Source organism: Acidiferrimicrobium sp. IK, from assembly GCF_025499425.1.
Lineage (GTDB): Bacteria > Actinomycetota > Acidimicrobiia > Acidimicrobiales > Palsa-688 > Acidiferrimicrobium.
Genome location: NZ_JAIMCB010000017.1, coordinates 14,385 through 31,266 on the forward strand (window position 1 = coordinate 14,385; position 16,882 = coordinate 31,266).

General features: G+C 69.7%; 17 protein-coding genes, 1 tRNA gene and 1 riboswitch. Of the genes, 12 read left to right on the forward strand and 6 right to left on the reverse strand.

Annotation, left to right across the window (positions count from 1 at the left end; all coding sequences use genetic code 11):
* The 3 genes from K6U06_RS21155 to K6U06_RS21165 form a co-directional block, all read right to left on the reverse strand.
* Positions 1 to 1,218 carry an extracellular solute-binding protein gene (locus K6U06_RS21155; RefSeq protein ID WP_262323967.1) on the reverse strand — a complete coding sequence of 406 codons (1,218 nt, stop codon included), beginning with the start codon at positions 1,216 to 1,218 and terminating at the stop codon, positions 1 to 3.
* 5 nt (positions 1,219 to 1,223) lie between these two features.
* Positions 1,224 to 2,273 (reverse strand): LacI family DNA-binding transcriptional regulator, encoded by a 1,050-nt coding sequence (locus tag K6U06_RS21160; protein ID WP_262323968.1) that lies wholly within the window; start codon positions 2,271 to 2,273, stop codon positions 1,224 to 1,226.
* A 363-nt stretch (positions 2,274 to 2,636) separates the two neighbouring features.
* Positions 2,637 to 2,710, reverse strand: a tRNA-Thr gene (locus K6U06_RS21165).
* Positions 2,711 to 2,905: 195 nt separating this feature from the next.
* Between K6U06_RS21165 and K6U06_RS21170 the strand changes: the two genes are divergently transcribed.
* The gene (locus K6U06_RS21170) at positions 2,906 to 3,376 is read left to right on the forward strand and encodes a universal stress protein (RefSeq protein WP_262323969.1); all 471 of its coding nucleotides are present in this window, start codon (positions 2,906 to 2,908) and stop codon (positions 3,374 to 3,376) included.
* 15 nt (positions 3,377 to 3,391) lie between these two features.
* Here the strand turns inward: K6U06_RS21170 and K6U06_RS21175 are convergent, their stop codons facing one another.
* The gene (locus tag K6U06_RS21175) at positions 3,392 to 4,117 is read right to left on the reverse strand and encodes an alternative oxidase (RefSeq protein WP_262323970.1); all 726 of its coding nucleotides are present in this window, start codon (positions 4,115 to 4,117) and stop codon (positions 3,392 to 3,394) included.
* A gap of 223 nt (positions 4,118 to 4,340) precedes the next feature.
* Here K6U06_RS21175 and K6U06_RS21180 point away from each other — a divergent pair, with 223 nt between their 5' ends.
* From K6U06_RS21180 to otsB, 4 genes are all read left to right on the forward strand, one after another.
* Positions 4,341 to 5,936, forward strand: coding sequence for a methyl-accepting chemotaxis protein (locus K6U06_RS21180; protein ID WP_262323971.1), 1,596 nt, complete (start codon positions 4,341 to 4,343; stop codon positions 5,934 to 5,936).
* 81 nt (positions 5,937 to 6,017) lie between these two features.
* Positions 6,018 to 6,278, forward strand: coding sequence for a DUF3263 domain-containing protein (locus tag K6U06_RS21185; protein WP_262323972.1), 261 nt, complete (start codon positions 6,018 to 6,020; stop codon positions 6,276 to 6,278).
* 14 nt (positions 6,279 to 6,292) lie between these two features.
* Positions 6,293 to 6,829 carry a LytR C-terminal domain-containing protein gene (locus K6U06_RS21190; RefSeq protein ID WP_262323973.1) on the forward strand — a complete coding sequence of 179 codons (537 nt, stop codon included), beginning with the start codon at positions 6,293 to 6,295 and terminating at the stop codon, positions 6,827 to 6,829.
* Between the two features lie 59 nt (positions 6,830 to 6,888).
* Positions 6,889 to 7,599, forward strand: coding sequence for a trehalose-phosphatase (gene otsB, locus K6U06_RS21195; RefSeq protein ID WP_262324038.1), 711 nt, complete (start codon positions 6,889 to 6,891; stop codon positions 7,597 to 7,599).
* 25 nt (positions 7,600 to 7,624) lie between these two features.
* Here otsB and K6U06_RS21200 read toward each other — a convergent pair whose 3' ends face one another.
* Positions 7,625 to 9,037 carry a trehalose-6-phosphate synthase gene (locus K6U06_RS21200; RefSeq protein ID WP_262323974.1) on the reverse strand — a complete coding sequence of 471 codons (1,413 nt, stop codon included), beginning with the start codon at positions 9,035 to 9,037 and terminating at the stop codon, positions 7,625 to 7,627.
* Positions 9,038 to 9,119: 82 nt separating this feature from the next.
* Between K6U06_RS21200 and K6U06_RS21205 the strand changes: the two genes are divergently transcribed.
* Positions 9,120 to 10,106, forward strand: a complete 987-nt coding sequence (locus K6U06_RS21205) for a glycerate kinase (protein WP_262323975.1) — start codon at positions 9,120 to 9,122, stop codon at positions 10,104 to 10,106.
* A 20-nt stretch (positions 10,107 to 10,126) separates the two neighbouring features.
* Here K6U06_RS21205 and K6U06_RS21210 read toward each other — a convergent pair whose 3' ends face one another.
* Entirely contained in the window at positions 10,127 to 11,014 is an 888-nt protein-coding gene (locus K6U06_RS21210; protein WP_262323976.1) for a glucosyl-3-phosphoglycerate synthase, read from the reverse strand.
* Between the two features lie 88 nt (positions 11,015 to 11,102).
* Positions 11,103 to 11,208, forward strand: a riboswitch (SAM riboswitch).
* A 6-nt stretch (positions 11,209 to 11,214) separates the two neighbouring features.
* On the opposite strand from K6U06_RS21210, the gene thrC reads away from it, so the two are divergent.
* The 6 genes from thrC to K6U06_RS21240 all read left to right on the forward strand — a co-directional run bounded on the left by thrC (position 11,215) and on the right by K6U06_RS21240 (position 16,811).
* A complete protein-coding gene (gene thrC / locus K6U06_RS21215; RefSeq protein WP_262323977.1) occupies positions 11,215 to 12,456 on the forward strand; it encodes a threonine synthase in 1,242 nt (413 codons plus the stop codon).
* A gap of 2 nt (positions 12,457 to 12,458) precedes the next feature.
* Positions 12,459 to 12,734, forward strand: coding sequence for a MoaD/ThiS family protein (locus K6U06_RS21220; RefSeq protein WP_262323978.1), 276 nt, complete (start codon positions 12,459 to 12,461; stop codon positions 12,732 to 12,734).
* Positions 12,735 to 12,835: 101 nt separating this feature from the next.
* The gene (gene groL, locus K6U06_RS21225) at positions 12,836 to 14,458 is read left to right on the forward strand and encodes a chaperonin GroEL (protein WP_262323979.1); all 1,623 of its coding nucleotides are present in this window, start codon (positions 12,836 to 12,838) and stop codon (positions 14,456 to 14,458) included.
* Positions 14,459 to 14,585: 127 nt separating this feature from the next.
* Positions 14,586 to 15,377: a class II aldolase/adducin family protein gene (locus K6U06_RS21230; RefSeq protein WP_262323980.1), complete on the forward strand. Its 792-nt coding sequence runs from the start codon at positions 14,586 to 14,588 to the stop codon at positions 15,375 to 15,377.
* 20 nt (positions 15,378 to 15,397) lie between these two features.
* A complete protein-coding gene (locus K6U06_RS21235; protein WP_262323981.1) occupies positions 15,398 to 16,081 on the forward strand; it encodes a chlorite dismutase family protein in 684 nt (227 codons plus the stop codon).
* A 13-nt stretch (positions 16,082 to 16,094) separates the two neighbouring features.
* The gene (locus tag K6U06_RS21240; RefSeq protein ID WP_262323982.1) at positions 16,095 to 16,811 is read left to right on the forward strand and encodes an alanyl-tRNA editing protein; all 717 of its coding nucleotides are present in this window, start codon (positions 16,095 to 16,097) and stop codon (positions 16,809 to 16,811) included.
* Positions 16,812 to 16,882 lie beyond the last annotated feature (71 nt).

Here is a 16,882-nt window from a genome sequence, read left to right on the forward strand (position 1 = left end):
TCAGGCCTTCGACTTCCCGCTGCCGACGCTGCGGTCCCAGATGTCGAACGCCTTGACCTGCTCGGGGGCCGGCAGGGACGTCTCCTTCGGGTACTGGGAGATCCACGACGAGTACTCCGGTCGCCCGTACTGGGCGATCACCTGCTGGCTGTGCTGGGGGGCCATGGACAGCGACACGCCGCTCACCGCGGGACCCGGATAGAAATACCCGTCGTCATAGGCGATGGCCTGCTGCGAGGGCTGCAGCATCCACTGGATCAGGTCCAAGTCGGCCGAAAGTACGTCGGAGGAGACGCCCTTGGGGACCACCGCGTACTGGGCGTCGGTCACCCAGTGCATCGGCTGCATCAGGGAAACCTTCACGTTGTTGGGCACGGTGCCGAGCACCCGCGGGTTGATGTCCCAGCCGGTGGTGGTGGCAATCATGTCTACACTGCCCGACGCCAGGTTCCTCATGGTCTCGGTAGTCCCCGACGGGTAATAGGAGATGTACTTGCCCAACTGCTGCAGGTACGACCACGTCTTGGTCCAACCGTTGGTGGGGTCCTTCGGGTTGCTGTCTCCGAGGAGGTAGGGCAGCCCCATCAGCAGGGTCCGGCCCGGGCCCGAGTTGGTCGGGTCGGCGTACTGGAACTTGCCCGGGTGGGCCTGCGCCCACGACAGCAGCTCCTGAGGGGTCGAAGGCGGGTTCGGGACCTTCTGGGGGTTGTACTCGAGCAGCGGTCCCGACGGGTAGTACACCAGTTCGATGCCATAGCCTTGTGCCAATTGCTCCATGGCGGCTGCCGGCGCCAAGTAGTTCGCCATGAGGTTCGGGAATCGGGCGCTGTAGGTCGGCAGCAGGCTGGTCAAGAGATTGTTAGCGATCCCGGCCGACAGCCCGTCAGTGCCGGTGAGCACCAGATCGGTCTGCACCTGGCCGGCCTGCTGCTGGGCCTGCAGCTTGCCGGCCATGGACGGCGCCGGCGCCGACGTGTAGGTCACGTTGTTGACGATGTCGGGATGGGCCTTGATGAAGTTCTGGATCATCCCCTTCGTCAGCTGCAGGTTTCCGGCGATGTCCAGGATGTTCAGGGTCACCGGATGGGCTGGCTTGGCCGGGACCGACGCCGGGGACTTGGCCGAGGTGGCCGTGCTGGACGGCGCCCCGGGCCCCCCACAGGCCGCTGCCACCATGCTCACGCCGGCGATCGATACGACGATCCTCGTATGCCTCATTCTCCTCATCTTCCTTTCCGGGACAACGGCTTTCGGCCGTCCCATTGGTTGCTCACCGGATGACCCGGAGGAGCGGTTGATGCTCGAACGATCAGCTGTGTTGGCACCGAGCGTTGGTGTTGGCCTCCGTCGGCGTCGCCGCGGCCGGCCAGCTGGTCCACCAACGACTCGACCGCGGCCCGGCCGCTCGCCTCGGTGGGCATGGCCACGGTCGTGAGGGACGGGGTGATCATGGAAGCCATCGCGATGTCGTCGAAGCCCACGACGCTGACGTCGTCGGGCACGCTCAGACCCCGCTGGTTGAGCCGGGACAACACCCCCAGGGCCATGAGGTCGTTGAAAGCCACGATGGCTCCCACCTCGGCAGCGATGGCGATGTCGGCCGCTTGCAGGCCGGCGTCGAAGTTCGGGGCGAACGGCCCAAGCTCAACGACCTCGACCCCAAAAGCCCGCGCCGCCAGTCGCAACCCTCGTCGTCGCTCCTTGTTGGACCACGACGTGGGAGGCCCCGACAAGAACGCGCATCGGGTGTGGCCCAAGGCGGCCAGGTGTTGGACCGCTTGGCGGCTCCCATCAGCAGTGTCCATGAGGACCGCCGGCAAGTTGGCGTACCGTCGGTTCAATAGCACCAGTGGGGTGCTCTCGGAGACCCTCTTCAAGTCCGCATCACCCATCCTGGCCGAGCACACAATGACCCCATCAACCTGCTTGGCCATGGCGTAAATCAACTCGGCCTCGAGGCGAGGGTCCTCTTCGCTGTCGGCGAGAAAGATGGCGTAGTCACTCTCCCGGGCCCGGGCTTGGATGCCTTTGACCACGGAAGGGAAAAAGGGGTTGGCCAGGTCGGGCACGACCACGCCGATGTTGGCCGTCCGGCCGGTAATGAGGCTGCGGGCCGCACGGTTGGGTCGGTAGCCCAGCGCGCGCGCCGCCTCCAGTACCCGCTCCCGGGTAGATGCCTGGACCAATTCGGGCATGGTGAACGACCTCGATACCGTCGATACCGACACCTCGGCTCGACGGGCCACGTCATGGACCGTGACTGCCAATTTCACCCTCCCCCCTTGCTCGGACATCATTCTTACAAACGTTTGCAGAAACTGTCAACTGCTTGTCGGAGCAGCGTGCAGCATGAAGCTCCGAGACAAGCCGGCGAGCGCCGACCGGGCAGTGGGCGGAGACCATCCCGTTGTAGGGTTCGACCGGCAACGTCGCTTTCAGCCAGCCGATCGTCGGCATGGCCGCCACCCCCGACGGGGGTGGCTACTACCTCACCGCGTCCGACGGTGGCATCTTCAACTTCTAGGCCACCGCGGCTCGCCGGGGAAGGTGAAACGTAAGCCGCCGGCGCAGGTGATGCGATGCAACCCCGGGATGGCCGCAACGTCGGTCAGCGGCCCGCAACCCTGGGTCAAGCGAGCCCGAGGTCGGATTCGAACCGACGACCTGACGCTTACAAGGCGCCTGCTCTGGCCAACTGAGCTACTCGGGCGAGGGAACCCTTCAACGTCAAGGGCTTAGGAGGTCCCCAGTCGGCGGGTCGCAATGGGCGCCGGCGGGGGACCGTCCCGTTCTAGCAGGACCCGACCGGGCGCAGCGGCGTAGCTCCGAGCGACTCCGGCTCGAGCCGGTACGTTGTCGACGGCACGCAGGCCCGAGCACATCCTCCCGGAGGCAGATGATCACCATGTCAACGTCCGACACTCCTAGCCGCGGCAAGTCAGGGATCGTCGTCGTCGGCGTCGACGGGTCCGAGCCCTCCAAGGAGGCGCTGAGGTGGGCCGCCGAGCAGGCCCGCCTGGTGGGCGCCCGGCTGCGGGTGGTGCTCTCCTGGGAGCTCCCCAGCGTCGCGTACATGGCGCCCTTGCCAGCCGGCCTGGACTTCGACAAGGACGCCCACCGGGTCCTCGACGAGGAGATCGCCGGGGTGCTGGGCCAGCCCGATGTCGACATCGAGAAGGTGGTCGCCGAGGGCCACCCCGCTCCGGTCCTCCTCGAGCTGTCCAAAGACGCCGACCTGCTCGTCGTCGGCAGCCGAGGCCACGGCGAGTTCGCCGGCATGCTCCTCGGTTCGGTCAGCGAGCACTGCGTCTCTCATGCCACCTGCCCGGTGGTGGTCGTCCACCGCCGCGAGGCCGCTGGGTCCCAGCCGGCGTAGTCGGTCAGGCGCCGGTCACGAGAACCGGGGCGCGGCCATGGCCGCCAGGCTCTCGTTTTTGTGGACCCGCTCGTCGTAGCTGATCATCCGGAACAGATCGGCGACGCTGTCCACCTCCGCGTAGTCGGCGGCGAACACCGACTCGAACGGCTGCTCCTCCCACTCCGGGTGCTCGGCGACCAAGTAGGCGTACTCGTGTTCGGCGTGGTCCTCGAAGTCGGCGTTGAGCCGGTAGCTCCATGCCGGGCGGATCACGTAGAGCAGCCACGACAGCTGGTAGTAGACGAACGCCAGCAGCTGCGGGAACAGGGTGAAGCGGATCCATCCCTCGCGGCTGTCGGAGCGGGCGATCATCTCCTCGAGGATCAACAGGTGCCACTGCTCGTTGTCCTCCTGCCCTCGACTCTCGGTGACCCGGTCGAAGACCCTCCGGGCCAGGTCCGGCCGCTGGTGGGTGTGGGTAATGGCGATGTAGGCCACCTGCTCCCAGCTCTGGTAGGGGACGCGAGCCACCAGTTCGAGGACCTTGAACTTGGAGAGCGTCCGCGGCTTTCCGTACACCGCATCGAGCAGAGCGAACAGCGCCTTCGCGCCCGGCCCGTACCGCCTCCTCGGTGCCTCCAGCGTCTCGCGCTGGGTCGTGGCCAGCTGCTCATGACTCAGCTGTGCCATCGCCCCCTGCGGTCTCGAGCCGGTCAGCCCCGCGGGTCGCACCTCCGCATCGCGCTTCGCTTCGCTCATCGTCCAACACTCCTTCGACGCCGCCTGCCGTGGGACGGTCCTACCCCCGGGCGGTGCGCTTCCCACGGTGTGACCTTCGTCGCCGGCGTTCTCGCCCAGGCGCATCTCGGACCTATCGCGCCCGAGGGGGCACATTTCTCCTCTGCCTGCTCAAGAGCGGCCTGCGGGTGCCGACAAAGGTTCCGACAACGGCGACCCGAGCTCACGGACAGGACCTGGTGGTATGGCAAAGATCAAGCTGAACAACCTCACGATCGTGGCGAGGCTCGTCTTCGGGCTCGGCGCGATCGTGGTCCTGCTGCTGGTCATGAGCGCGGTGGCCTGGACGTCCGCCAGTTCGGATCGATCGCATGCGAAAACCGAGAGCGTCCAGGTCGGCCAGACCCTGAACGGGACGCAGTTGAAAACCGACGCCGCCCTGCTCGCGCTCGACGAGAACTCCGTCGCTGGCGACTACGCCCTCCACGTGTCCCCGGCCGGCGACCTGGCGTCGTTCCAGGCTGACAGCTCGACGACGGCGTCCGACCTCGCGGTGGTGCCGGCAAGCCAGCTCTCGTCCGATGAGGCGGCCCTGATGAACGGGTACAAGCAGGCCTACCAGACGTACCTGTCGCTCTCCGGCCAGGCCAACGCCGCGCTGGCGACCGACACGCCGGCGTCTCGCGCTCACGCCGCCGACCTGATCGGCCAGCTGTCCGTCGGGTCCATGCTCACCCCGGCCAACAAGCTGGCGGCCATCCGCACGGCCAAGATGTCCAGTGACAGCGCGGGGGCGATCTCGTCTGCCAACAACTCCCAGACCCTGGTGCTGGTGCTGGGAGCGCTGGCCCTCGTGCTCGCGGTCTTCGCCTCGATCATGCTGATCCGCTCGGTGACCAGGCCGCTGCGCAAGACCGTCGATGTCCTGGAGACCCTTGCTGAGGGCGATCTCACTCGTACCGTCGAAGGCGTCTCCACCGACGACGCGATCGGCAAGATGGCGACCGCGCTCAACAAGGCGCTGGGCCGTCTGAGGGAGGCGATGGCCGCGATCGGCGAGCACTCCCGCTCCCTCGCCAGTGCCTCCGACGAGCTGTCCTCGATATCCGAGCAGATGACCGGGAACGCGGACGACACCTCGGCCCAGGCCAATTCGGCGTCGGCCGTCGCCGAGCAGGTGTCGCACAACGTGCAGACCGTGGCTGTCGGCACCGAGGAGATGGCCGCCTCCATCAGGGAGATCGCCCGATCGGCCAGCGAGGCGGCCCACGTGGCCAGCCAGGGGGTGACCGTCGCCGGAGCGGCGAACGAGACGGTCACCAACCTGGCCCGCAGCACCACCGAGATCGGCGAAGTGGTCAAGGTGATCACGGCCATCGCTGGCCAGACCAACCTCCTCGCGCTAAACGCCACGATCGAGGCGGCGCGCGCCGGCGAGGCCGGCAAGGGATTCGCGGTCGTCGCCAACGAGGTCAAGGAGCTGGCCCAAGCCACCGCCAAAGCCACCGAGGACGTGACCGCACGAACCAGGGCCATCCAGGCCGACTCCGAGCAGACCATCTTCGCCATCGGAGAGATCGTCCAGATCATGGAGCAGATCCACTCCGCCCAGGCGACCATTGCGTCGGCGGTCGAGGAGCAGAGCGCGACCACCAACGAGATCGGTCGGAACGTAACCGAAGCCGCCAGCGGCTCCAGCGAGATCGCCCGCAACATCGCCACCGTCGCAGGGACGGCGTTGGAGACCACGTCGGGCGCGTTGAGCACCCGACAGGCCGCCGACGAGCTGGCTCGGATGGCCAGCGAGCTCGAAGTGCTCATCGCCCGTTTCAGCTACTGACGGGAGCGGGAGGCGGCTCGCGTCCGGCGTCGCGAGCGGGGATGCTTGAACCGCAAGGGGCGGAGTGGCAGGCTCCACGGAATGGCACTCTCAGATCGCGACCGGGCGATCCTCGATTTCGAGCGCACCTGGTGGGCTCAGACCGGTCCCAAGGAGGATGCCATCCGCAGCCAGTTCGGCCTGTCCTCCACCCGCTACTACCAGCTGTTGGGCGTGCTCATGGACGCCCCGGAGGCCGAGGCGTATGATCCGCTGGTCGTGCGCCGGCTACGCCGGGGTCGCAATCTCCGCCGGCGGGCTCGCTTCGAGGGCCGCTCTGCCGGCGGCCGGCCGGCCCGTTGAGCCGCCGGCCCCCGATGCCGCCCCGCAGGGAAGGCGGCATCCAGACCGGCCGGGCCGTGGTCTTGCTGGTGGTCGCGGTGCTGGTAGCGGTGGTCCTCCTCAACAAGCTCGGCACCGGCAAATCCACGACGTCGACCGCCGCCGGGACGGCCACGACCACGCCTACCACCGTCAAAGGCGGTGGCGCCACGACCACCACCTCAACGACTGTTGCGCCGATCCCGCCTGGCCAGGTGAAGCTCCTGGTCCTGAACGGGACCCTCTCGGGCAACCTGGCCGGCACGGCGTCGAAGAAGCTGGCGGCCAGCCCCGGTTTCACCACCCTGGCCCCTGACAACACGACGTCCAAGGTCCTCACGTCGAGCGTCTACGCCGCGTCGCCGCAGTATCTGCCGTCGGCCCAGGCCGTCGCGGCCGTGTACGGCATCCCCGCCAGCGCCGTGACCACCCCGATCCCGTCGTCCGCGCCGATCGCCGCGTCGGAGAAGGCCCTGGCCAACGTGGTCCTCATCATCGGGCCAGACATCGCGGGCAAGGTGGCGGCGGGCTGAGCGCGTCGGCCGCCGAGCTGGCCCGCCGGCTCGCCCCGTGGCGTGGCGAGGGGTCGGGCATCCTCACCGACTTCGACGGGACGTTGGCGCCGATCGTCGACGATCCCGACGCGGCCGAGGCCCTTCCCGGCAGCGCCGAGGTGCTGAGCGCCCTCGCCGCCCGCCTCGCGCTCGTGGCGGTCGTCTCCGGCCGCCCGGCGTCGTACCTGACCCGCCATCTGCCCGACGCCCGCGGGGTGGTCCTCGCCGGCCTCTACGGTCTGGAACGGGTCGTCGACGGTCGCGTCGTCGAGAGCGACGAGGCCCGCCGGTGGCGTCCCGTCGTAGCCGAGGTCGCCGACCGGGCCGAGCGCGAAGCGCCTGCAGGGGTGACCGTCGAGCGGAAAGGGTCCTCGGTGGCGCTCCACGTGCGCACCGCGCCCCAGCACGCCGGGTGGATCGAGCGCTTTGCCGAGCACGCCGCCGGCGGCAGCGGGCTGGTCGCCCATCCGGGGCGCATGTCCGTCGAGCTGCGGCCTCCGACCGGGGGCGACAAGGGGAGCGTCGTCGAGGAGCTCGGAGCCTCCCTGAGCCGGGTGGCGTTCCTCGGTGACGACCGCGGAGACCTCCCGGCGTTCGCGGCGTTGGAGCGCCTGCGCGCCGGTGGCGTCACGACGTTGGCGGTCGCAGTGGACAGCACCGAGGCGCCTGCCGAGCTGCTCGCCGCGGCCGACGTCGTCGCGGCCGGTCCCGCCGCGGTCCTCGAGGCGCTGCGCACACTGCTGGGCTGAGCCGCGTCACTACAGGCCAGCGTCGCTACAGGCGAGCGTCGCTGGCGGTTGTGAGTGCTGCCGCGTCGACCAGCGCGTCCCACCAACCCAGCGGGGAGTGGGCGCCGACCGCCGTCGCCAGCCGCTCGGCTGCGGCCGTCCTGGCGTCGGGCCGGCGGTCCAGCGCCTCGGCGATGGCCTCTGCGGTGGCGGTGACGTCGAAGGGGTTGATGCCGAGGGAGTGCTCGCCCAGGGAGTCCCACACGCCGGCCTGACGGCTGAGGACCACCGTGCCGGAGCGGTCGTTCACCAGCGGGCCCTCCTGGGCCACCAGGTTGAGGCCGTCGCGGATCGGGTTGACGAGCAGGACGTCATAGCGGCGCAGCGCGGCGACCGACCGGTGGTAGTTGTCCGTTGGGTCGAGGACGATCGGCGTCCATTCGTCGTCGCCCCACTTGGCGTTGAGCAGCTCGACTACCGTCCGCACCTCTTGGCCGTACGCCAAGTAGTCGGGGAGGCCCTGGCGCGACGGGTACACGAACGCCCCGAACACCACCCGACCCCGCAGGTCGGCTCGGGTCTCGAGCAGCTCGTCGAACGCCCAGAAACCCCGCAGGATGTTCTTGGACAGCTCGATCCGGTCGACCCTGACGATGAGCTGGCGGTCCCCGACGAGGCGGTCCAGGGCGGCCAGCTCGGAGCGGCACTCCTGCGACGCGGCGACGGCTCGAAGGTCGTCGGCGTCGGTGGCCGCCGGCGCGACGAAGGTGGCCGGGGACGCCCCGAGGACCGTCCGGCAGCACTCCGCAAATGCGTCCGCCCACCGAGGCGAGTGGAACCCGACCGCACCCGCCCCAGTCATGCCCGCAAGGAGCTCAGCCACCGAGTCGTCCGGGAGCACCGCCATCTCGCCGGGGCTGCACCACGGGGTGTGCACGAAAAGCGACGTGCGCAGATCAGGGCGCCGGTCCCGCAGCATGGCGCCGACCAGGCCCAGGTGGTAGTCCTGAAGCAGCACGGTGGAGCCGGCCTCGGCCGTCGCCGCGACCGCGTCGGCGAACGCGGAATTGACCGCCCGGTACGACGCCCACGCGTCGCGCCAGTGACGATCGAAACGAGGCCGGCGGGGCAGGTCCCACAGCCCATGGGTGCAATACCAGAGGGCGCCGTTGGCGACCACGTCGTAGTACGCCTGGTACTGGACCGGGTCCACCACCACCGGCTTCCACCGGAACCCGTCGTCGGCGTGCACGATCCCGTCGGGGGCGCCGGCGCCCGCCGCGGCCTCCCGGTCGGCGTCGCCGAGGGCCGCAGACACCCACAGCGCACCGGCGCGCTGCGCGCCCGGTCCGAGCGTCACGACCAGGCCGCCGGCGCCCCGCCGAGGGACGAGCGAACCGTCGGCACCCCTCGAAAAGGCCAACGGCCCACGGTTGGAGACCACGACGGGTGAGGGCATCGGCTGGACCCTACTCATCTCCGAAGCCGCCCGATCCTCGCCACATGAGCGGGAAACGCCGGGGACCCGGCACCATGGGCGGATGCACCTCGTTGCCGCGCCCGACAAGTTCCGGGGCAGCGCGACCGCCGGCCAGGTCGCGGCGGCGATCGCCGGCGCTGCCCGTCAGGCCGGGTGGAGCTGCGACCCGGTGCCGGTCTCCGACGGCGGAGAGGGCTTCTTGGACGTGTTCTCCGGCCGGCTACGCACCGCGGTCGTGCGGGGTCCGCTCGGCCAGCCGGTGGAGGCCAGGTGGCGGATGCTCGACGACGACCGGACCGCAGTGGTCGAGACCGCGCTGGCGTCGGGCCTGCTGCTCGTCGGCGGCGCGGAGGGCAACGACCCGGTCGCCGCTGACACGACCGGCACCGGGCAGCTCATCGCCGAGGCGGTCAAGGCGGGCGCCCGGCGGGTCCTGGTCGGTGTCGGCGGCTCGGCGACGACCGACGGCGGCCTGGGGGCGCTAGCGGCGCTCGAGCCGCACAGCCGCCTGCGCGGCATCGAGGTGGTGGTCGCCTGCGACGTCGAGACCCGCTTCGTGGACGCGGCGCCGGTGTTCGCTCCCCAGAAGGGGGCTTCCCCGGCCCAGGTCGAGCTGTTGACCCGCCGCCTGCAGCGCCTGGCCGGCATCTACGGGCCGGTGATCGCGGGGCAGCCTGGCTCCGGGGCGGCGGGCGGCCTGGCCGGGGGACTGGCAACGGTTGGCGCGACCCTGGTGTCGGGTTTTGAGGTGGTGGCTGACGTGCTGGACCTCGCGGCGCGCATCGAGGAAGCCGACTTGGTGGTGACCGGGGAGGGTTATCTAGACGAGCAGTCCTTCGCCGGCAAGGCCGTCGGGGGCGTCGCGGCGCTGGCCGCCGAGGCGGGCGTGCCGCTGGTCGTGGTCGCGGGCGACGGGGAGGACCCCCAGCCGGTCCGGTGGCGCAGCCTGGTGGCCCGCGCCGGCGCCGAGCGGGCGTGGTCCGAGCCGCTCGAGGTGATCGCCGAGATCATCGCCGACGAGCTGGCGGAGGTGGGGAAAGGGGCGTGACGCCGGCGAACCCGGCGGGGTCAGGCCGTCTTGCGATGTGCCGGGATCTCCGCCAGCGGCGGGCGCTGCGAGAAGCGGAGCGTGAGCGGCTCGGCGGAAGGCCGCTCGAGGGTCGCCGGGCGGCGCTCGGTGGCCAGGCCGGCACGTTCCAGACCCAGCTGCCAGATGGCCAGCGACTGGGCCGACAGCTGGTGGAGGGGACGGTTGCGGTGGACCCGCCGGCCGAGATCGGACTGGACGATGCAATCGGGACCGAATCGGGCGGTGACGTCGATCAGCAGCCCGAGGTCCACGCCGTAGCCGCCGACGAAGGGCACCGCTTCGAGCACCTCGCGCCGTCCTGCGCACTCGCCGGCGAGGGGCTGCACCATCGACGCCAGGTGAGGGAAGAGAAGGGCGATGAGCGGCCGGGCCGACAGCTCGGTGACCCGTCCCCCTTCTCCGTCGCGCCCGTCTAGCGGACGGGTGTAGAAACCCTTGGCAAAAGCGGCGTCGTCGCTGGCGAGCAGCGGCCCCACCACCCCGAGCACGAACTCCGGCCCGAAGGCACGGATGTCCGCGTCGCAGTAGGCGACGATGTCGCCGGAGCTGACGTGCAGGCCCCGCCACATGGCCTGCCCCTTGCCGTGCTCGGTGCCGTACTCCGGCAGGACCGACGCGGCCGCGACCACCGTCGCCCCGGCCGCCTCGGCCACCTCGGCGGTGGCGTCACTGGACCCGTCGTCGACCACGATCAGCTCGTCGACGACGCGGTGGCGCTCCATCAGCTCGCCTCGGATGGTCGCGACGACCGCGCCGACGGTGGCCTCCTCGTCGCGGGCGGGAACGATCACCGACACCCGCCGCCCTCGGCGGTCAGCGTGGACGCGCTCGGGCGGGAACTCGGAGGCGTCGACGATCCCAGACACCCCGGCATCCTGCCACGCGCTTCTCGTCCTACGGGACGGCCGTCGCCGCGTGTCGCAGCCCGCAGGCGGCCGGTGTAACATTGAACGGTCATCATCAAGAGCGGCTGAGGGACGGGCCCAGCGACGCCGCGGCAACCAGACCAGATCGCCACCTCGGCGGCTGGGCACGGTGCCAATGCCCGGTTCGATGAGGAGGAAACTTGCCGTTCGTAGAAGGTCTCCGGTGCCGCGAGTGCGCGCGCCCCTATCCGGCCGAAGCACTGCACGTGTGCGAGTGGTGCTTCGGCCCCCTCGAGGTGGTCTACGACTACGAGGCCATCGCCGCCTCGGTGAGCCGGGAGCGCATCGCCGCCGGACCGCTCACCATCTGGCGCTACGCGGATCTCCTTCCTGCCCGCCCCGACGGGGCGGTGGACCTCGGCGCCGGGTTCACGCCTCTCGTGCGCGCCGACCGCCTGGCGGCCGAGCTCGGCCTCGGTGAGCTGTGGCTGAAAAACGACACGCTCAACCCGACCGGCTCGTTCAAGGACCGGGTCGTCTCCGTGGCGCTGACCAAGGCCCGGGAGCTGGGCTTCAAGGTGGCGGCGTGCGCCTCGACGGGCAACCTGGCCAACTCGGTGGCGGCCCACGCGGCGCGGGCCGGGATGGCGTCGGTCGTGTGCATTCCCTCCGACCTGGAGCCGGGCAAGGTCATCACCACCGCCATCTTCGGCGGCCAGCTGATCGCCATCGACGGGACCTACGACGACGTCAACCGCCTTTGCGCGGAGCTGGCCGGCGAGCACACCGACTGGGCGTTCGTGAACGTCAACGTGCGGACCTACTACGCCGAGGGGTCCAAGACCCTGGCGTTCGAGGTCGCCGAACAGCTGGGATGGGAGGTCCCCGACCACGTCGTGGTGCCCGTCGCGTCCGGCAGCCAGCTCACCAAGATCGCCAAAGGCTTCGCCGAGCTGGCCACCGTCGGCCTGATCGAGCCCGGCCCGACCGTGCGGGTGTCGGGTGCGCAGGCCGCCGGCTGCTCGCCGGTGGCCACCGCGTTCGAGGCCGGCGCCGACTTCGTGACCCCGGTGCGCCCAGACACCATCGCCAAGTCGCTGGCCATCGGCAACCCGGCCGACGGCGTGTACGCCCTCGACGTGGTCCGCTCATCGGGAGGCGCCCTGGCGTCGGTGACCGACGACGAGATCGTGGAGGGCATCTCGCTGTTGGCCCGCACCGAAGGGATCTTCGCCGAGACCGCCGGCGGGGTCACCGTCGCCACGCTCGCCAAGCTGGCCGCTCAGGGAGTGGTCCGCTCCGACGAGCGGGTCGTCGCCTACATCACCGGCAACGGGCTGAAGACCATCGACGCGGTCGCCCACCGAGCCAAGCCCACCGCCACCATCGCCCCCACCCTGGCCGCATTCGATGCCGCCGTCGACCTCGCAGGAGTCCGCTGACCATGGCCGTCACCGTCCGTATCCCCACCCAGCTTCGCCCCCTGGCCGGCGGCAACAGCGAGGTCAGCGTCGAGGCGTCGACGGTGGCCGAGGCGCTGAAGGCGCTCGACGTCGCCCACCCGGGCTTCCACGACCGCCTCTACGACGACAATGGCACCCTCCGCCGTTTCGTCAACGTGTTCGTGGCCGACGAGGACATCCGGTTCCTCTCCGGCGTCGACTCGCCCGTCGCTCCCGGCACGACCATCTCCATCGTTCCGGCGGTGGCCGGCGGCTGATCCCGGGCCGCGCCCGACAGCCGGTTGACGGTAGGGCCACACAGGCGGTTAACTGTTAGCACTCGACCCATGAGAGTGCTAACAGAGGGAAGAACTGACCGATGCCCAAGCTGATTGCCTTCGACGAGACCGCCCGCCGGGCGCTCGAGAGCGGTATGAACCAGCTCGCCGACGCCGTGCGAGTGACCCTTGGCCCGAAGGGCCGCAACGTGGTGCTCGACAAGAAGTGGGGCGCCCCGACGATCACCAACGACGGCGTGTCGATCGCCAAGGAGATCGACCTCGAAGATCCCTACGAGCGGATCGGCGCCGAGCTGGTCAAAGAAGTAGCCAAGAAGACCGACGACGTCGCCGGTGACGGCACCACCACCGCGACCGTGCTGGCCTGGGCGCTGGTGCGCGAGGGCCTGCGCAACGTGGCCGCCGGCGCCAACCCGATGTCGCTCAAGAAGGGCATCGAGGCCGCCGTCGAGGCCGCCGTCGCCTCCCTGAAGGCCATCTCCAAGGAGACCGAGACCAAAGAGCAGATCGCCCAGGTGGCGTCGATCTCCGCAGCCGACACCGAGATCGGCGGCTTGATCTCCGAGGCCATCGACAAGGTGGGCAAGGACGGCGTCATCACCGTCGAGGAGTCCCAGACCTTCGGCATGGACCTCGACCTCGTCGAGGGCATGCGCTTCGACAAGGGCTACATCTCCCCGTACTTCTCCACCGACACGGAGCGGATGGAAGCGTCGCTCGACGACCCCTACATCCTCTTCGTCGGCTCGAAGATCACCGCGGTGCGCGACCTGCTGCCGCTGCTCGAGAAAGTCATGCAGTCCTCCAAGCCGCTGGTGATCATCGCCGAGGACGTGGAGGGCGAGGCTCTGGCCACCCTGGTCGTCAACAAGATCCGCGGCACCTTCAAGAGCGTCGCGGTCAAGGCGCCCGGCTTCGGCGAGCGCCGCAAGGCGATGCTGCAGGACATGGCCATCCTCACCGGCGGCCAGGTCGTCACCGAGGAGGTCGGCCTCAAGCTGGAGAACACCACCCTTGACCTGCTCGGCCGGGCCCGCAAGGTCGTCGTGACCAAGGACGAGACCACCATCGTCGAGGGCGCCGGGTCGGACTCCGACATCAAGGGCCGGATCAACCAGATCAAGACCGAGATCGACAACACCGACTCGGACTACGACCGGGAGAAGCTGCAGGAGCGCCTGGCCAAGCTGTCCGGCGGTGTTGCGGTGATCAAGGTCGGCGCCGCCACCGAGGTCGAGCTCAAGGAGAAGAAGCACCGCATCGAGGACGCGGTTTCCACGACCAAGGCCGCCGTCGAAGAGGGCGTCGTCCCCGGCGGTGGCGTGGCCCTGCTGCGCTCGCAGGCCGCCATCCTCGACGCCGCCGAGAAGCTCGAGGGTGACGAGGCCACCGGTGCTCGCATCGTGGCCCGCGCTGTGGAGGAGCCCCTCAAGCAGATCGCGGTCAACGCCGGCCTCGAGGGCGGGGTCATCGTCGAGCGGGTCCGCAACCTGAAGAACCCGGCGGAGGGCCTCAACGCCGCCACCGGCGAGTACGAGGACCTGTTCAAGGCCGGGGTCATCGACGCTGGCAAGGTGACCCGCTCCGCGCTGCAGAACGCCGCGTCGATCGCTGCGCTGTTCCTCACCACCGAGGCGGTCATCGTCGACAAGCCCGAGGAGAACGCCGGCGCCATGCCCGGTGGGGGCATGGAGGACTACTAGCCCGGCCGATGTGACGGAGGACTACTAGTCCGAGCGGAGACCCCAAGTCTCTGATCGCTGAAATAGCTGTTCGATGGCGGCCCTCCGGGGCCGCCATCGGCGCGCCTGGAGGTCTAGCGTGGTTGTCATGGCCGCCACCGACGACACCAGGGTGCTCCCGATGACAGGAGCACTGGCCCCGCCAACGTTCTCCAGCGTCGAGGAGGAGCGGTTGCACCGCAAGCAGAAGCTGGCGGGCGCCCTGCGCATCTTCGGCCGGTTCGGCTTCTCGGAGGGGGTGGCCGGTCACATCACCGCCCGAGACCCCGAGCTGCCCGACCACTTCTGGGTCAACCCGTTCGGGCTCAGCTTCCGCCACATGCGGGTGTCGGACCTGATCCTGGTCAACCACCAGGGGGAGGTCGTGGAGGGTTCCAGGCCGGTCAACCCGGCCGCGTTCGCCATCCACTCGGCGATCCACGCGGCCCGCCCCGACGTCGTCGCCGCCGCGCACAGCCACTCGGTGTACGGCAAGGCGTGGGCGTCGCTCGGCCGTCCCCTGGACCCGATCACGCAGGACGCCTGCATGTTCTACAACGACCACGTGGTCATCACCGACGGCGCCGGGGTGGTGGCCTTCGACCCCGAAGCCGGGAAGGACATCGCCGCCGGCCTGGGATCCAACAAGGCCGCCATCCACCAGAACCACGGGCTGTTCACCGTCGGCCAGAGCGTCGACGAGGCCGCCTGGTGGTTCGTGACCATGGAGCGCTCGTGCCAGGCCCAGCTGCTGGCGGAGGCCGCCGGCACCCCGAAGCTGATCGCTCCCGAAGCGGCCCAGTACACCCGGGAGCAGACCGGCTTCCCTCACGCTGGCTGGTTCTCGTTCCAGCCGCTTTGGGATGAGATCGTGCGCAGCGACCCGGAACTGTTCGAGTGAGCCGGCCGTAGACTCCTCGCGTGAGCGAAGCGTTGACCCCATCGGTGGGGTGGGGGGTCCTCCACCTGTTCTGCAAGCTGCGGCCCGACACCGACGGCGAAGCGGTGGTGTCGGCGTTGAAGGCCGCCGCCTCTGACGCCCAGCAAGTGGTGCCGTTCTCGGTGTTCGGGCACAAGGCCGATCTCGGGATCATGGCGTTGGGTGAGGACCTGGTCCGCCTCCGGGCGTTGCAGTCCGCACTCCAGGCCGCCCGTCTCGAGGTCGCCGACTCTTACCTGTCGCTCACCGAGGTGTCGGAGTACGCCAAGGGCATGCCCCCCGAGCATCTCGAGGCTCGCCTCCACCCGGTCCTGCCCCCCGCCGGCAAGCGGGCGATCTGCTTCTACCCGATGTCCAAGCGGCGGGGCGACCAGGACAACTGGTACACACTCGACTTCGAGTCCCGCAAGGCTTTGATGATGGACCACGGCAAGTCCGGGCGAACCTTCTCCGGCCGGATCGTCCAGTTGATCACCGGTTCCACCGGTCTCGACGACTACGAGTGGGGGGTCACCCTCTTCGGCCAGCGGCCCGACGACTTGAAGGACTGCGTGTACACGATGCGCTTCGACGAGGCGTCCGCCAAGTACGCGGAGTTCGGGCGCTTCTACACCGGGGTGATCGGCGACATCGACGAGGTGGCCGCTTTGGTCGGTCTGGTCTGACCGGACACCGGCGGTGAGCACGGAACTGCTGTACCTGCGAGACGCGTATCTCCGCGACGTCGAGGCGACGGTGGTCGGGCTGGACCACGAAAGGCGCCGGGTAGCCCTCGACCGGACGGTCTTCTACCCGACCGGCGGCGGGCAGGCCCACGACACCGGCACCTTGGCCGGGATGCCGGTCATCGACGTGCGCAAGGAAGCCGACCAGGTGTGGCACACCCTCGGCGGCGGGGACTCCCTACCAGCCGCCGGGACGGCCGTGCGCGGAGAGATCGACTGGGAGCGGCGCCACCAGCTCATGCGCACCCACACCGCCCTCCACGTGTTGTGCGGGGTGATCTGGAACGAGTGGGGTACCCCGGTGACCGGCGGCAACATGGAGCCGCTGTCCGCCCGGATGGACTTCGAGTTCGACCCGCTCCCCGAAGGCTTCGGTCCCCGGGTTGAGGCGCTGGTCAACGCCGAGCTGGAGGCCGACCGGCCGATCGAGGTGAGCTTCTTGCCTCGCGCTGCCGCCGTCGCCGACCAGGACCTGATCCGCACCAAGGTCAGCTTGATCCCGGCGACTGTCCCCGAGATCCGGGTGGTCGACATCGTCGGCCTGGACAAGCAGGCAGACGGCGGCACCCACGTGCGCAGCACCGGCGAGGTGGGGCGGGTCGTGGTGGTCAAGACCGAGTCGAAGGGCAAGGGCAACAAGCGCATCCGGCTGCAGGTCGTAGACCGCTAGCCGCCCCGGGCCGGGACGCACGCAGCGGCCGCGGTGGCAGGAAGGGCGCTCGCCGTCGCCGCCGGCGTGCG

Excerpts from the sequence above, each read along its gene's own strand:
- K6U06_RS21155 (WP_262323967.1), bottom strand. The coding sequence starts at position 1,218 with ATGAGGCATACGAGGATCGTCGTATCGATCGCCGGCGTGAGCATGGTG.
- K6U06_RS21170 (WP_262323969.1), top strand. The coding sequence starts at position 2,906 with ATGTCAACGTCCGACACTCCTAGCCGCGGCAAGTCAGGGATCGTCGTC.
- K6U06_RS21175 (WP_262323970.1), bottom strand. The coding sequence starts at position 4,117 with ATGAGCGAAGCGAAGCGCGATGCGGAGGTGCGACCCGCGGGGCTGACC.
- K6U06_RS21180 (WP_262323971.1), top strand. The coding sequence starts at position 4,341 with ATGGCAAAGATCAAGCTGAACAACCTCACGATCGTGGCGAGGCTCGTC.
- K6U06_RS21185 (WP_262323972.1), top strand. The coding sequence starts at position 6,018 with ATGGCACTCTCAGATCGCGACCGGGCGATCCTCGATTTCGAGCGCACC.
- K6U06_RS21190 (WP_262323973.1), top strand. The coding sequence starts at position 6,293 with ATGCCGCCCCGCAGGGAAGGCGGCATCCAGACCGGCCGGGCCGTGGTC.
- K6U06_RS21200 (WP_262323974.1), bottom strand. The coding sequence starts at position 9,037 with ATGCCCTCACCCGTCGTGGTCTCCAACCGTGGGCCGTTGGCCTTTTCG.
- K6U06_RS21205 (WP_262323975.1), top strand. The coding sequence starts at position 9,120 with ATGCACCTCGTTGCCGCGCCCGACAAGTTCCGGGGCAGCGCGACCGCC.
- K6U06_RS21220 (WP_262323978.1), top strand. The coding sequence starts at position 12,459 with ATGGCCGTCACCGTCCGTATCCCCACCCAGCTTCGCCCCCTGGCCGGC.
- groL (WP_262323979.1), top strand. The coding sequence starts at position 12,836 with ATGCCCAAGCTGATTGCCTTCGACGAGACCGCCCGCCGGGCGCTCGAG.
- K6U06_RS21230 (WP_262323980.1), top strand. The coding sequence starts at position 14,586 with ATGGCCGCCACCGACGACACCAGGGTGCTCCCGATGACAGGAGCACTG.